We start from the raw sequence: 15,033 nt of genomic DNA on the forward strand, positions 1-15,033 counted from the left end.
ATGACCACGCTTGCTCATCGGATTATCGCGCTGCCCTGGCGTCGTGAGTTCAACGGTTGGGCGCGCAGCGACGGCGTGACCTGGATCTACATCTGCAAGGTGTTGATCGCCGCATTCCTGACGTACTGGCTGGCGCTGCGCCTTGAGCTGCCCCAACCTCGGACGGCGATGATCACTGTTTTCATCGTCATGCAGCCGCAAAGCGGGCAGGTGTTCGCCAAGAGTTTTTACCGGCTGCTCGGAACGCTGGCGGGCTCGGCCATGATGGTGCTGCTGATGGCACTGTTCGCCCAGAACCCGGTGCCGTTCCTCGGTTGTCTGGCGCTGTGGGTCGGGTTCTGTTCGGCAGGGGCAGCGCGCTATCGCAACTTTCGTGCGTATGGTTTCGTGCTTGCCGGTTACACCGCCGCCATGATCGGCCTGCCTGCGCTGGCGCATCCGGAAGGCGCGTTCATGGCGGCGGTGTGGCGGGTGCTGGAAATCTCGCTGGGCATTCTCTGTGCGACTGCCGTCAGCGCGGTGGTGCTGCCGCAAAGCGCCAGTGCGGCGATGCGCAACGCGCTCTATCAACGGTTTGGTGTCTTCGCCCGCTTCGTGATCGATGGCCTTCGCGGCACTCAGGCGCAAGACGCTTTCGAGACCGGCAACGTGCGATTCGTCGCAGAAGCCATCGGCCTGGAGGGGCTGCGCAGCGTCACGGTATTCGAAGACCCGCACATGCGCCGACGCAATGGAAGGCTCAACCGCCTGAACAGCGAGTTCATGGCCATCACCACGCGTTTCAACGCGCTGCATCAACTGCTTGAGCGGCTACGTGCCGAGCGTTCGAACGCTGTGCTGAGTCACGTCGAGCCGGGACTCGATCAGTTGACCGCACTGCTTGATGCGTTTGCCGACAAGCCTTTAACCAGTTCCGACGCTGCGCGACTGGTCACGCACCTGGAAGCACTCAAGGCGCAGTGGCCGGATACGGTCAGGCGTCTGCGTGCCGACTTTGAAAGAACCGCTCCCGACGATGCGCAATGGCTGGATTTTCATACGGCATTCGAGCTGCTGTATCGCCTTCTGAACGAGTTGCTCGGCTACGCCCAGACCCACGCATCGCTGGCCGATCATCAGCATGTGCGTGAGCAGTGGAACGAGCCCTTCGTGCCACGCACGCACTGGATGACGGCAGCGGCTGCGGGCATTCGTGCGACGTGTGTGGTTGCGCTGTTGAGTGCTTATTGGGTGCTGACCGCCTGGCCCAGCGGGGCGGTCATGACGCTGGCTTCGGCCGCCACCGTCGCGCTGTCTTCGACCACACACAATCCCCGACGCATGTCGTTTCAGATGGCTTGCGGCACGCTCCTCGGCGCGCTGCTCGGGTTTGTCGAAACCTTTTTTCTGTTCCCGCAGATCGATGGCTTTCCTTTGCTGTGCGTTTTGCTGACCCCGGTTTTCGTGCTGGGTGCTTTCCTCGGTTCCCGGCCGCAATGGACCGGGTACGGGCTGGGCTTACTGATCTTTTTCAGCATCGGCTCGGTGCCGGACAACCTGACGGTCTATGACCCTTACACCTTCATCAACGATTACATCGCCATGGTAATCGGCATGCTGTTCTGTGCCGCTGCGGGCGCAATCATCCTGCCGCCCAACAGCCGCTGGATGTGGCAGCGACTCGAGCAGGCGTTGCGTGATCAGGTGGTGTTCGCGATCAGTGCACCCTTGCAACGACTGGGTTCGCGCTTCGAGAGCCAGACCCGCGACCTCATGCATCAGGCATATGGCCTGGCCATCGGCAGACGTGAGGTGCAGCGTGAACTGTTGCGCTGGATGTTCGTTGTGCTGGAGGCCGGTCACGCGATCATCGAGTTGCGTCGCGAGCAGGCTGTGCTGCCGGTTCATCCAAGCTATGCCGAGTATCAACCCTGGCGCATTGCGTTGCGGGTAATGGGACGAGCGCTGGTCCGTCTGTTCATCCAGCCTGACGAGAACAACCTGCAGCGTTGTCTGCTGGCAGTCGATCAGGCGCTCAATCGGGTTCAGGAAGCGGACGAGCCGTTTGCCTCGCACTTCGATACTTCGGTGCTGCGCCGGGTGAAAAGCTACCTGCACTTCATTCGCTCTTCGTTGCTGGACCCTCAATCACCCATGGCTGCCTATGGCCGCGTAGCTGGTTTTTCTGGAGTGGCCCATGCCGCGTGAGATCGCCTTTCATGGTCTGTACATGCCGACCGTGAGCTTGATGTTTCTGCTTGCGATGGCCCTGGCCTGGGGGCTGGATCGCCTGTTGGCATGGCTGGATCTGTATCGCCACTTCTGGCATCCGGCGTTACTTCGCCTGAGCCTGTTCACTTGTCTGTTCGGCGCGCTGGCGCTGCCTCTTTATCGTTGATGTCTGGCTCGGGAAATCTCCGGATGAAAAAGTTTTTCAGCGTGATCGCCACGTTGCTGTTTCTGGCGCTGGCTCTGTGGATCGGACGCACGTTATGGGTCCAATACATGGACACGCCATGGACCCGTGACGGCCGTGTTCGTGCCGACATCATCAACGTGGCGGCCGATGTCTCCGGCACCGTGATCGATGTGCCGGTGCACGACAACCAGCAGGTCAGGCGCGGCGATCTGTTGATGCAGATCGACCCGGAGCACTACCGGATTGCAGTCAGGCAGGCCCAGGCGCTGCTGGCTTCGCGCAAGGCCACCTGGGAGATGCGCAAGCTCAACGCCAAACGCCGCGCCGACATGGACGAACTGGTGATCTCGGCGGAAAACCGTGATGACGCGAGCACGGTCGCAACCTCGGCGCTGGCGGACTATCAGTTGGCTCAGGCACAGCTGGAGGCAGCGGAATTGAACCTGTCGCGCACTCGTGTGCTGGCGTCGGTGGATGGCTATGTCACCAACCTGAACGTGCACCGGGGTGACTATGCGCGAATCGGCGAGGCGAAGATGGCAGTGGTTGATATGAACTCGTTCTGGGTCTATGGCTTCTTCGAAGAAACCAAACTGCCGCACCTGAAAGTGGGTGATCCGGCGGACATGCAATTGATGAGTGGTGAGGTGATCCAGGGCCACGTCGAAAGCATCGCGCGCGGTATTTATGACCGGGACAATCCGCAAAGCCGCGAGCTGGTCGCCGACGTCAACCCGACCTTCAACTGGGTCCGCCTGGCCCAGCGCGTGCCGGTACGCATCCATCTGGATCGCGTGCCGGACGGTGTGCAGCTGTCAGCGGGAATGACGTGCACGGTGATTGTGACGCCAGGCTGATCTTGCCCCGCTGATCATTCCTCACACGCCGCGTATGATCGTTCCCACTCTGCGCTCACAAATCCGGCTCAACACTGATCCTGCCCATCGCTCCGCGTGGGCATGCATCCCGTGACGCTCCGCGTCACAAATGGCACAGATTGCGGATCCAGTGAGCCGAGCGCATGACGTGGATAACGGCGGAGCTTGGGCACACATCTGCGCCACATTCAAGAACGGACGCGGAGCGTCCTGGTAGGCATTCCCACGCAGAGCGCTCATCGTTATACACAAGTCCGTCTCGACACTGATCGTGCCCATCGCTCCGCGTGGGCATGCCTCCCGTGACGCTCCGCGTCACAAATGGTACAGACTGGGGATTCAGTAAGCCGAGCGCATGACGTGGATAACGCTGGAGCTTGGGCACACATCTGCGCCACATTCCAGAGCGGACGCGGAGCGTCCTGGTAGGCATTCCCACGCAGAGCGTAGGAACGATCAATTACAGGGCTAAGGCAACAAGCTAAAGCCGTCCAACTTTCGGGTGGGCAGTCCAGAGCGTGGGAACGATCATCATCGTATTCCTACAAGAGGACTTGTATATAACGATGGGCACGATCAGGGTCGAGGCAGGCTTGTGTATAACGATAAGCGCGGAGCATATGTCCGAGCAGGTTACGGCGTATCACAACGAAGCATTCAGCCCGAACCGCTTGCGCAGTCCGCCTTCCAGCAATGCCTTGGGCAGCAGCCATGACATCAGCGGCAGCACGCGTGAGCCGTTGCCCAGGCGCAGAAGGCGCGGCGGGTTGGCTTGCTGAACGGCCTTGAGCAGGTCACGGGCGAAGTCGGTGGCGGGCGTGGGGTTGTCCTGCGACGCCTTGGCGCGGGCACGGATGCCTTCACGGATCGGCCACCAGGGCGACTGCTCGCAGATCAACTGCTCGGCCTCGTGGCTGGCGTTCTTTGCAAAACTCGACGCAATGGCACCCGGCTGAACTTCCATCACCTGCACGCCAAACGGTGCCAGCTCCAGACGCAGCGCATCGCTGAGTGCATGCACGGCCGCTTTCGAGGCGCAGTAGGCACCCGCGAACGGCGTCACCAGCACGCCGGAAACACTGCCGATATTGACCACCAGTCCCTTGTTGCGGCGCAGCGCCGGGAACAGCGCTTTCGTGACGCCGATCACCGAAAACACGTTGGTTTCGAACTGCCGTTGCAGTGCCTCGACGCCGCCGTCCAGCAACGGCCCCATCGCGCCGTAACCTGCGTTGTTGATCAGCACATCGAGCCCGCTGTGTTCCAGCCCGGCAGCGAGTTGTTCCAGTGCCATGCTGTCGTTGACATCCAGTTGCACGGCAATGAAACCGGCTGCGCTCAGCGTGGCGACGTCTTCCTGCTTGCGCGCCGTGGCCCACACTTCGTAACCGTTCGCCTTGAAGGCGTCGGCGAGTGCGCGACCTATTCCGCTGGAACAGCCAGTGATGAGAGCGATGGGCATGTCGATGTCCTTAGGGATCAGTCCGAGAAACTGCCTTGCAGATGTTCTGCGCGAAACTCCAGGGTTTGCGGGCGATAGCCATTGCGCAGGACAGGCACCGGCACGCAATCCTGCCAGTTGCCGTCCGCCTGCAACTCGCCGGGGCCACGGTAGCGCGCCGAAGTGTAGGTGTTATCCGCCAGATTGACCGTATCGCCGGGCGCATACGCAGCGATCCGCCAACGCAGTTCCAATAGCGACGCCTTGTTGCGGTTGGTGATCGAGACTTGCAACGGACGATCAGCCGGACATTGCTGAGGCGCGTAGGCCAGACGGATATCCAGTTGCTCCAACTGCCGGGTCTCGCGACTGTCCTGCCAGATCACAATGGCGGCCACTATTCCCAGACCAGCCGCTGCCGCCAGCGACACCGGCAGGGCCTTCGCCGGGTAGCGCAGCAGCAGAATGAGCCAGGTCAGGATTAACAGGATGCCGATCAGCATGCAGCGGGTCTCCAGCGAGGGGCGGTGCTGGACATCCTACAGAAAGGGAAGGGCCGTTGACCAATAGGCTCGGACGAGGTGGGGACGTGCAGCCTGGATGATGCACGCTTGCATCATCCAGGTTTTATGATTGGCAGCGCTCAGTCACACGAAGGTATAAATTTTGGATGTCGGCAACTGGGCGGTACTTCCGAGCAGTACGCCTGTGATTTTTGCCTTTTGCCCTGATTTGAAGTTCATGCTGTCTTCGGTCTGATCGTTGCTTATGGTCACCAGGGTTACCTGCCCCGACGTAAAAGGTGAGTTGCCACTGGCCAAGGGCCTGTTACTGTCGTCTGCGTTGGCCAGATTCAACAAGACCAGAGTGCAAGACTCATCATTGAATGCGGGCAGTCAGATCGTGATCGTGCCCGTGAGGGCAATTTCGTAAGTTTCTTCGGTGTCGTTTCTCCCGGGTTTTGCCTCTTTGACGAAAGGCACGGGAATGGTCGTGCTGGATGGGCTACTCATAGTTGATACCTGCGGACGGTTTGGCTGACGACCCGATAACGGTATGCAGAGTGAGAACTTCTGGCTACTGACAGAAATAACAGTTGCAGACGATAGGCATTACGCCGGATATGACTTATTTCTCGCTGAGGCCGTCGGTAGCTCCTTGCTGTGTTTGAAGGGGGCCATGAGGGCATTGAGGATCACGATGTCCACTTCTCAATTGCATGATCATTTCTTCTTACTCTGCCGGTGTAATCGTCCAGAACACCTAAACTTTGAAAAGGTCATTCAAGGACGACTCGGCCGTGAATACAGCAAACACCTCGTTACATTGCTATACGCCCACCTTGCAGGTGACGGACCCTCGTGGGATGCCTGTCCGTTCGGCTGCATTCTTTCGCCTGAACGCTGCCGATGAGCCGGAGATCCGGGTTGAGCGCTCTGCGTTTGATGCCGCAGGTCGTCTGGTTGAACGCTGGGACGCTCGCTTGTGGGCTTTTCAGGCCGCGGCCAATGTAATTTCCAGGCATTCGCTGAGCGGTTCTGTTCTGTCGACCGACAGCGTTGATGCCGGTTGGCGCGTCGTGTTGCCAGGAGAGAGTGAGCAGCCGATATACGTCTGGGACGGTCGAAAGACGGTACGAAGCATGCAGTACGATGTGCTGCTCAGGCCAACTGCTGTGTTCGAAGACCAGCGCTGTGTGGAACGCCTGCTTTACGGTGGGCCTGACCTGGCAGCGCGAAACCTGTGTGGTCAGTTGAATCGCCACGATGATCCGGCAGGCGCCCGATTGAACGACGATTTTGGTTTGACAGGTGCCGTGATGGCGCAAACCCGGCATTTTCTGCGTGAACTCGACAGCCCGGACTGGCCTGAATCAATCACTGAGCGTAACGCCTTGCTGGAGGTCGACAACGGCGCGACCACGCATTGGCGTTATAACCCGCTGGGCGAGGTCATACAGCGGACCGATGCCTTGGGCAGTGTTCACTTCCTGGACCAGACGGTCGCCGGTCAGCTAAAGGCCAGCCGATTGCAGCTTGGGAATCAGTCGGAGAAGACACTGGTCAGCGATATCCGCTACGACGCTCAGAACCGCGTTGTGTCAGAAACAGCAGGCAATGGTGTGGTGAGCACGGCGGTTTATCGCAGCGAAGACGGTCGGCTTCTGCAACTGAAAGTGAAGGATGCCGATGGAGGGCTCTTGCAGCATCTGCTTCACGCTTATGACCCGGTAGGCAATGTCCTGCGCATCGAAGACCGCGCTCAGCCTATCGGTCACTGCACCAATCTGTGTATCGATCCGGTGTCGACATACAATTACGACACACTGTATCAGTTGGTGAAAGCGACAGGGCGCGAAGCCTCATTCGCCAAACACGGGCCGGTTTTGCCGGGTTTTCAGAGCCCGCCCGATCCTGCGCAAATGGCCAATTACACGCAAACCTATCGTTATGATGCGGGTGGTAATCTGCTGCAGTTGACCCACGTTGGCGCACAGTCCCATTCGCGAACGATGGCTGTGGCCAGGCGGAGTAATCGCAGCCTGCCGGTCATCGACGATCTGCCACCCGGTGAAGAGGAAATAGCCCGCGCGTTCGACGCAAATGGCAATCTTTTAGCGCTGCAAGCAGGACAGAACCTGAGCTGGGATCGACGCAACCAGTTGCAGGATGTGCGCCCGGTGATACGTGAAGCCGGCGAAGACGACAGCGAGCATTACCGTTACGACGCCAGCGGCCAGCGTGTACGCAAAGTACGTGTGACTCAGGCAGGGTCCGTGGTCCATCGAGCCGAAGTGCGTTACTTGCCAGGACTGGAAATCCGCACCAACACTGCCACTCGCGAAATGCTGTACGTCATCACAGGTCAGGCCGGACGCAGCGGCGTGCGGGCGTTGCATTGGGAAGCTGGCCAGCCGGACAGCCTCGACAACGATCAGATCCGCTACACGCTGAACGACCATCTGGGCTCTGGCACGCTGGAGCTTGATGAGCAGGCGCACCTGATCAGCCAGGAAAGTTACTACCCGTTCGGTGGCACCTCATGGTGGGCGGCGCGCAGTGCCATTGAAGCGAGTTACAAGACCGTGCGCTATTCCGGCAAGGAGCGAGACGTGACAGGGCTGTATTACTACGGGTTGAGGTATTACGCATCGTGGTTGCAGCGATGGATCAATCCGGATCCGGCGGGGGACGTGGATGGGTTGAATCTGTACCGTATGGTCAAAAATAATCCGATGTGCCACCAGGATAGATGTGGCACTCAGCCGAACGATGTAAATGATCCAGAACTGCTTGAGGCTGATCCTCAGCCCTTGCCGACTGTGTTGCCCCTACTGCCAAGCACCGCGCGGGATGCCAGAAACAGCGCATTTGAAGCAACTGGGGGTACTTCAAGATTCACGCTCAGGCCGGCCGGTTATAAAAAATACGTCACTTTGGATTATCCAGACTTCACGATAAAACAATTTGAGTCACACAGTCCCGTCGCTAAAAAGGATCTTATTATCCACGGGCATGGAAGGCTGCGATCCCCGGTGCACAAGATTTATAACGCACCCATCAAGCTTGGTTTTTACGCGCCTCCAGACAATCTGCTGTCCGCATCTCGTAGCGAACTGTACCGATTTCAATCGAGAAAGCTTCAAGTCGCTCCTGTGGAGGTCATCGAATGCGGTATGGAGTCACGAGATTATGAAATCGCCTACTCATCGGCTTTCGACAGTAAATTTGCTAACGGTCTTTACCACTCACAATTGTTGAATCGCAAGCCTGCGATTTCAGCCTCATCGATCCAGCACGTTGAAAATTATCACGATGTGCTGATCGTCAAACCAGGAAAGTCAGTGCCATTGAGCAAGTTATTGAAACAGGTACCTGCCTATGATCAGGTTCATGCCTTGTTTTGCAGGTCTCGCGGCCCTTCCGGCCCGGTGCATGAGTTTTCCACAACGAAGAATCGCAACAACTAAAAAGCCCCCGCCACTGTCTTGCGGATGGGATACGCAAAACAGTGACGGGGGCCGGTGTTCTACCGCTTTTTCGCTAACCGCTGATCAACGCGCGATGGTCTGCGTCTTCACACCGGCTTCCAGCGCGCCCGAGCGGCCGTAGACGTCTTCGAAACGCTCGATGTCGTCTTCGCCCAGGTAGCTGCCCGATTGGACTTCAATGATTTCCAATGGAATCTTGCCCGGGTTTTTCAGGCGATGGACCGAAGCGATCGGGATGTAGGTGGACTGGTTCTCGGTCAGCAGGAACACGTTTTCGTCACAGGTCACCTGCGCAGTGCCGGATACCACGATCCAGTGCTCGGCGCGGTGGTGGTGCATCTGCAGCGACAGGCACGCGCCCGGCTTGACCGAAATGCGCTTGACTTGGAAGCGGCCGCCCATGTCCACGGAGTCATACGAACCCCACGGACGGTACACTTCGAGGTGGTTCTGGGTTTCGGTACGGCCCTGTTCGTTCAGGGTGTTGACCATCTGCTTGACGCCCTGGACCTTGTCCTTGTGGGCAATCATCATGGCGTCCTTGGTTTCGACGACCACGATGTTGTCCAGACCGATCACCGACACCAGCTTGCCATTGCCGTGGATCATGCAGTTGCGGCTGTCCTGGATCACGACGTCGCCCTTGGTGACGTTGCCGTTGGCATCCTTGGCATTCACTTCCCACAGCGACGACCAGCAGCCGACATCGCTCCAGCCTGCCGACAGCGGCACGACGCAAGCGCGCTGGGTTTTTTCCATCACGGCGTAGTCGATGGAGTTGTCCGGGCAGCAGGCGAAAGTGGAGGCGTCGATTTCAACGGCGTCGCCATCGTGAACGCTGCGCTCCAGGGTCAGCAGGCAGGTGTCGTAGATGTCCGGATCGTGCTTTTTCAGCTCTTCCAGGAAGCGGCTGGCACGGAACAGGAACATGCCGCTGTTCCAGTAGTAACCACCGGCTTCGACGAACTCGTTGGCGCGTTTTTCGTCAGGCTTTTCGACGAACTGCGACACGCGGCTCACGCCTTCCGGCAGCAGCGCGTCAGCGGTGGATTTGATATAGCCGTAACCGGTTTCCGGCTTGTTGGCCGGTACGCCGAACAGCACCATTTCGCCACGCTCGGCGGCCACGGTTGCCAGTGCCAGCGCGCGTTGCAGGGCTTTCTGGTCTTCGATCACATGGTCGGCCGGCAGCACCAGCATCAGGCCATCGTTACCTTCGTTGACCAGTTTCATGGCGGTCAGGGCCACGGCCGGCGCAGTGTTGCGGCCGAACGGTTCCATGAGAATCGCCTGGGTTTCCAGTTTCAGGGCCGCGAGCTGCTCGCTGACGATGAAACGGTGTTCCTTGTTGCAGACAATGATCGGCTCCTGCATGCCGTCGAATACAAGACGCTGCAGCGTTTGCTGGAACAGGGTCTGGTCGCCGGTCAGTGCCAGGAACTGTTTAGGGAATTGCTTGCGCGAAAGCGGCCAGAGTCGTGAACCGCTACCACCTGACAAGATCACTGGAATCATTTTATTTCTCCAATAGCATTCAATATGGGCTGTACGTGCTGTCTGTCGTTTCTGTCTTTTTCTTGTTCCGCACCGGCCGGTTCAGGGCATTGCCATGAACCGGCCAGCTTTATCCTTTAGCGGGTTGCAACCGGTGGCTTGACCCACACTGGCGAGAGGCTGCTGCCACTGCCGGTGATGTACAGAACGGCGGCTTCGCCGCGTTCCAGGGCCACAGGTTTCACATCGGTGACTTTCTTGTCGCCGTCGTACAGCGCCAGACTGACTTTGACCGGATTGATTTCACGCTCGCCGGTACCCTTGGCTGCCACAGCCTTGACCACATCGGTCTTGCCGTCGGCGGTTTTCAGGGTCAGTGCCTTGTCGCTGAGGTTCTGCACGCGAACCAGGGATTTCTGCTTGTTCTTGAACGGTGGTTCTTCGATCAGTTGCGGTTTGCCGCTGGCGTTGTTGACCAGCGTGTAATAGTGATCGCCTGCCAGTTTCACCGGCACGCTCTGGCTGCCCAGCTTGGCGGTGTAGTCGCCCTGTGGCATGAAGCTGAACGCGGTGCTGCCCAGTGGCGCGACTTCGTTCATATTTGTGTTACCGACGCTGGCGCTGATTTCAGCGTTGCTGGCGTTGTAGACACGCACGAAGGTCGAGCCTTTCGGAGCGGTCGGGCCGTACAGGGCGGAGTCACCTGCGAAGGCTTGCAGGGACATCAGGCCCAGGCCTGCGGCCAGTGCGCAGGTTTTGAAGAAACGGTTCTTGTTCGAACGGTTTGCAGTTGTGTGTTGGGTCATGAGTCAGTCCTCTCAGTTTTGCGCCCGGTTGGGCGACTCGGATGGGTTGGCGTTCAACGCCACGTTATCTTGGGTATTTCGCGATTTTTTCAGCTCGGCGATCCACTGCTGATCGAACTCGCCAAGGTCGTTGTGAGCCGGCAGGTAGCGCTCCGGGAATTCCCAGATAACCACTTGTGGCGGGGTGTTCTTGAAGGCGTCGGTCTGCAGGTACTTGAGCATCGGCAGGATCGGGCCATGGCCGTCTTCGGCGTAGTTGACGACGTCGCTGCGCAGGGCTTCTTTCAATGCGCCGACGAAATTCCAGTTCGGGTTGGCGCTGTAGCTGGTGCCGACCAGGCCGACCGGAATGTCGCTGTCTGCGAACAGGGCATCATCGCCAGCGGGTTCGCCCTGGACCGGATCGGTGCTGCGTTGTTGCAGCTCGTCAGGCTTGGGCAGCATGTTGCTGAACAGCGGATCCAGCGGCAGGAACGTGGTCAGGTCGCCCTTGTACGGCTCGCTGCCCTTGGCCTGGGTGACGAACTGTTCAGGCTCGCCTTCCAGCGGCGCTTTCTGGGCGATGGCGACACCCAGTTGCTGCGCGGCCACTTCAGCGCCCATCGGCGTCCAGTGCGTATCGGTGCGCAGGAAGACCTGGCCCTTCTGCTTGGCCGCCTGCAGCGGTGCCAACAGGTCGGGAGCGAAGATCCCGGCCTTGGCGACCTGCGCGTGGAACTGCTGATACAGATCGGCGTGCAGGCTGGCAGGCTTGGTGTCGCCGATGTGTTCCGGGTACAGACGGGTCTTGGCCGGAACGATCGCCAGAACCAGTTTGGTGCCCTGTTTTTCCAGCGCGTCACGTACGCCCTGGATCAACGCCAGGTTGTCCGCTTCGTTCTGCTCGCCGTTTGCAACGGCATCGAACTCTTCATCGGTGTACAGCCACTGGTCCTTGCCGAGCACGACGCCGGGACGGCCTTCGTTGAACAGCTTGTAGTCCAGCGCCGCCCAGAGGTTGGTGCCCAGGCGCTTGATCGGAAACTCATCGTCGTAATGGGTTTCCGCCGCCTTGGTCCACTTGCCGTTGAGCACGGTGGTCTCGGCCGAAGTCGAGAACGTGCTGAAGCTGCGCAGGGACCAGGCGCCCAGGATCAACAGCAGACCCAGGAAGATGGCGATGTAGAGGATTCGTAATGAACGGGTCATGTCAGGCTCCTCAGAACTGGAAGTAAAGGAACGGCGAGAAGCTCTGCGCCGAGAGTTTGAGAATCGAAGCAACGAACAGCAGCAGGATCAGTGCACGCATGGCGTAGCGGGGCCAGTCGGCAACCCAGTAGGCCGGTTGCACCTGCGCTTCGCTGCCCACGGTGTAGCCAGGCAGATGCAGGCTGCCGGGCGCGTCGCCAGGAACGGCCTTGATGGTGCCCGGTTGTGCGGTGGCAGGGCCGTCGGCCTTGGCGCTCTTGCCATCGTCGGCCTGACGGTTCTGGTAGAAGTCACGCAGACCGAAGAACGCCAGAGTTGCGTAGGCCAGAACCAGCGTCGCCACTTGCAGGCCGGTGAGGCTTGCACGGTTGAGCTCGGACAGTTCCCATTCGCCGAAGCTGAACATGGCGCCGTACATACGACCCGCAACGTGCAGGTTTTCTGCGCGGAAGATCACCCAGCCAATCACCACCAGCAGGAAGGTCAGTGCCCAGCGGATCACGTTGAAGCTGTAAGGCTTGGTGTTGATGCCCAGCGCTTTCTCGATTGCCAGCCACATGCCGTGCCAGGCACCCCAGATGATGTAGGTGACGTTGGCGCCGTGCCAGAGACCGCCCAGCAGCATGGTCAGGAACAGGTTGCGGTAGGTCGCGAACTTGCCGCCCCGGTTGCCGCCCAGCGTGATGTACAAATAGTCACGCAGCCAGGTGGACAGGCTGATGTGCCAGCGACGCCAGAACTCGGTGATCGACTGGCTGATGTAGGGCTGCTTGAAGTTTTCCATGAAGCGGAAACCCATCATCAGGCCCAGGCCGATGGCCATGTCGCTGTAACCGGAGAAGTCGAAATACAGCTGTGCGGTGTACGCCAGCGCACCGAGCCAGGCATCGCCTGTGGTCGGGTTCTGCAGGGCGAAGCAGTGATCCGCCACGACCGCGAGGGTGTCGGCGATGAACACTTTCTTGATGAAGCCCTGCATGAAGCGGGTGGCGCCTTCGGAGAACTTGTCCAGTGTGTGCGTGCGGTTGTTGAACTGGTCGGCCAGGTCACGGAAGCGCAACACGGGACCTGCGATCAGGTGCGGGAAGATCGCCACGAACGCCGCAAAGTCGATCAGGTTGCGGGTCGCCGGGGTGTCGCCGCGGTACACGTCGATGATGTAGCTGATGGACTCGAACACGTAGAACGAGATACCGATCGGCAACAGCACGTGCGTCAGGATGAACGGTTCCAGACCCATGGAGGTCATCGCCGCGTTGATGCTGTCCACGCCGAAGTTCGCGTACTTGAAGTAGCCCAGAATGCCGAGGTCCACGACCACGCCGAGCAGCAGCCAGCGCTGTGCCGGTTTGGTCCGCACGCCTGCTGCGCCCACCTGAAGGCCGATCCAGTAGTTCCAGACCGTGACGCCGATGAACAGTGCCAGGAAGTCCACACGCCACCAGGCGTAGAAGATATAGCTGGCGATCAGCAGCAGCAGATTGCGATAGCGTTGCCCGCTCAGGTAGTACAAGCCGAGGAAGATCGGCAAGAACAGGAACAGGAACACGTTGGATGAGAAAACCATCCTTATCTCTCCGTTTGTCCAACATTCAAGGGCCAAAAGCCCCCCCAAACCCCCCATCGAAAACAGGGGGGTGAATCACTCTGGGAGCCGATCACTCAGCTCCCGCCACTCAAAGCATTACGTCACCGAATCAGGAACCGTCCTTGTCGCCTTTTTCATGGGACGGGTCGTAGACCTTGGTCAGGTCGCCGCCCAGACGGAACGTCTTGAACGGCTGCTTTTCATGTTTCTCCTCAAGCGTTTCGGCGTTGCAGGTGTAGAGCGCGCAGAACGGTTCCAGCCAGGCAAATTTCGGGTCCTTCTTCAGGTCCGTCATGTCCTGTTTTTCGCCGTTGTGCTCGGCGAACATCGAAGGATCCTTCACCCCGGCCAGCACGCGATCAGCCAGTCGTTTCAAGGCGCCGTTGTTTTCCGGACGCAGATCCACACCGTTGGCCTGAGCAAAGCTGGCGATCATGGCCAGTGGCGGCAGGGCATAGTTGTGGTACGAAAGGGCGCGTTGACGGCGCTTCATTTCGTTCGGCAGGAAACCGTCCTTGTCCACCTGATTGGCGGCAACCTTGAATTCCTTCACTGCCCAGTCGAACAGGTCCTGACGATTGGTCGCGACGGCTGTTGCCATCACCGACCAGGCGGCCCAGTACGAGTGGTTGTTGATTTTTTCCAGCGGCAGATTGCTCCAGTCGCTGACGACCTGATCAGCCAGTTTGCTGAACCAGGCTTCGATGATCTGCGCGTCCTGCTGACGGTTGGCCAGCGGTTTGGACTCGGAGAATTTCAACCGCAGGTACGCCGACGACATGCTGCCCAGCGCCCATTTGCGCATCGACTTGCCGGTGTGGTTGAACTCCCGGGATTCAAGCGCATCGGCCTTGGCCCATGTGGTCATCATGTTCAGCGCGCAGTCGAGCTGCTCGGGACGACCATCGCGCATGTACTGCATCACGACTTTGCTGACGCCACGTTCAAGGGTGGTGATGTCCTTGGTCGCATCGCGAAAGGCTTCTTCGGACTGCAGGTTCAGTGTGGCGCGAGCCTTGTCAGAGCCTTCGTACTTGCTGCGAAACACCAGTTTGTCGGTGTACGGCTTGGGAATGGCATCACAGGTAAAGTTGTGATCACCGGTCTTCATTTTTTCGATCGGTGCGTCATAACCCTTGGGTGGGACCAGTGTCGCGGCTGCGGATGCACCCATGGCCCAGGCCATCGAAGACAGGATTGCCATCGACAGCAGGGTAGGGCGTATCAGTTTCGGAGTCTGCATAAGTCA

The 15,033-nt window shown here is 59.1% G+C and carries 11 protein-coding genes; 4 read left to right on the top strand and 7 right to left on the bottom strand.

Going from position 1 to position 15,033, the window contains the following annotated elements; genetic code table 11:
- From AC0IXS_RS20180 to AC0IXS_RS20190, 3 genes are read left to right on the top strand one after another with little or no spacing between them, the layout of a single operon-like run.
- Entirely contained in the window at positions 1-2,187 is a 2,187-nt protein-coding gene (locus AC0IXS_RS20180) for an FUSC family protein (protein WP_471825523.1), read from the top strand.
- The gene (locus tag AC0IXS_RS20185) at positions 2,177-2,377 is read left to right on the top strand and encodes a DUF1656 domain-containing protein (RefSeq protein WP_057409262.1); all 201 of its coding nucleotides are present in this window, start codon (positions 2,177-2,179) and stop codon (positions 2,375-2,377) included. Before AC0IXS_RS20180 ends, AC0IXS_RS20185 begins: the two co-directional genes overlap by 11 nt.
- A 23-nt stretch (positions 2,378-2,400) precedes the next feature.
- Positions 2,401-3,255: an efflux RND transporter periplasmic adaptor subunit gene (locus AC0IXS_RS20190; protein WP_043303069.1), complete on the top strand. Its 855-nt coding sequence runs from the start codon at positions 2,401-2,403 to the stop codon at positions 3,253-3,255.
- 664 nt (positions 3,256-3,919) lie between these two features.
- Here the strand turns inward: AC0IXS_RS20190 and AC0IXS_RS20195 are convergent.
- On the bottom strand, positions 3,920-4,738 hold the full coding sequence (locus tag AC0IXS_RS20195; protein ID WP_057409264.1) for an SDR family oxidoreductase: 819 nt from the start codon (positions 4,736-4,738) through the stop codon (positions 3,920-3,922).
- 17 nt (positions 4,739-4,755) lie between these two features.
- Positions 4,756-5,220: a hypothetical protein gene (locus AC0IXS_RS20200; protein ID WP_057409265.1), complete on the bottom strand. Its 465-nt coding sequence runs from the start codon at positions 5,218-5,220 to the stop codon at positions 4,756-4,758.
- Between the two features lie 797 nt (positions 5,221-6,017).
- On the opposite strand from AC0IXS_RS20200, the gene AC0IXS_RS20205 reads away from it, so the two are divergent.
- On the top strand, positions 6,018-8,687 hold the full coding sequence (locus AC0IXS_RS20205; RefSeq protein WP_471825525.1) for an RHS repeat domain-containing protein: 2,670 nt from the start codon (positions 6,018-6,020) through the stop codon (positions 8,685-8,687).
- Between the two features lie 84 nt (positions 8,688-8,771).
- On the opposite strand, the gene AC0IXS_RS20210 is transcribed toward AC0IXS_RS20205, so the two are convergent.
- From AC0IXS_RS20210 to AC0IXS_RS20230, 5 genes are all read right to left on the bottom strand, one after another.
- Positions 8,772-10,223, bottom strand: a complete 1,452-nt coding sequence (locus AC0IXS_RS20210) for a mannose-1-phosphate guanylyltransferase/mannose-6-phosphate isomerase (RefSeq protein ID WP_025994632.1) — start codon at positions 10,221-10,223, stop codon at positions 8,772-8,774.
- Between the two features lie 116 nt (positions 10,224-10,339).
- Complete coding sequence (locus AC0IXS_RS20215; protein WP_004886260.1) at positions 10,340-11,008, bottom strand: alginate O-acetyltransferase AlgF; 669 nt, start codon at positions 11,006-11,008, stop codon at positions 10,340-10,342.
- A gap of 12 nt (positions 11,009-11,020) precedes the next feature.
- On the bottom strand, positions 11,021-12,196 hold the full coding sequence (locus tag AC0IXS_RS20220) for an alginate O-acetyltransferase (RefSeq protein ID WP_122669191.1): 1,176 nt from the start codon (positions 12,194-12,196) through the stop codon (positions 11,021-11,023).
- A 10-nt stretch (positions 12,197-12,206) separates the two neighbouring features.
- Positions 12,207-13,763, bottom strand: a complete 1,557-nt coding sequence (locus AC0IXS_RS20225) for an MBOAT family O-acyltransferase (protein WP_025994635.1) — start codon at positions 13,761-13,763, stop codon at positions 12,207-12,209.
- A 130-nt stretch (positions 13,764-13,893) separates the two neighbouring features.
- Positions 13,894-15,027: a mannuronate-specific alginate lyase gene (locus AC0IXS_RS20230; protein WP_025994636.1), complete on the bottom strand. Its 1,134-nt coding sequence runs from the start codon at positions 15,025-15,027 to the stop codon at positions 13,894-13,896.
- Positions 15,028-15,033 lie beyond the last annotated feature (6 nt).

This window comes from Pseudomonas sp. AC016 (assembly GCF_979253365.1).

Bases quoted from the DNA above. Each gene is read 5' to 3' on its own strand.
- AC0IXS_RS20215 (WP_004886260.1), bottom strand. From the start codon at position 11,008: ATGACCCAACACACAACTGCAAACCGTTCGAACAAGAACCGTTTCTTC.
- AC0IXS_RS20195 (WP_057409264.1), bottom strand. From the start codon at position 4,738: ATGCCCATCGCTCTCATCACTGGCTGTTCCAGCGGAATAGGTCGCGCA.
- AC0IXS_RS20210 (WP_025994632.1), bottom strand. From the start codon at position 10,223: ATGATTCCAGTGATCTTGTCAGGTGGTAGCGGTTCACGACTCTGGCCG.
- AC0IXS_RS20185 (WP_057409262.1), top strand. From the start codon at position 2,177: ATGCCGCGTGAGATCGCCTTTCATGGTCTGTACATGCCGACCGTGAGC.
- AC0IXS_RS20200 (WP_057409265.1), bottom strand. From the start codon at position 5,220: ATGCTGATCGGCATCCTGTTAATCCTGACCTGGCTCATTCTGCTGCTG.
- AC0IXS_RS20225 (WP_025994635.1), bottom strand. From the start codon at position 13,763: ATGGTTTTCTCATCCAACGTGTTCCTGTTCCTGTTCTTGCCGATCTTC.
- AC0IXS_RS20190 (WP_043303069.1), top strand. From the start codon at position 2,401: ATGAAAAAGTTTTTCAGCGTGATCGCCACGTTGCTGTTTCTGGCGCTG.
- AC0IXS_RS20230 (WP_025994636.1), bottom strand. From the start codon at position 15,027: ATGCAGACTCCGAAACTGATACGCCCTACCCTGCTGTCGATGGCAATC.
- AC0IXS_RS20180 (WP_471825523.1), top strand. From the start codon at position 1: ATGACCACGCTTGCTCATCGGATTATCGCGCTGCCCTGGCGTCGTGAG.
- AC0IXS_RS20220 (WP_122669191.1), bottom strand. From the start codon at position 12,196: ATGACCCGTTCATTACGAATCCTCTACATCGCCATCTTCCTGGGTCTG.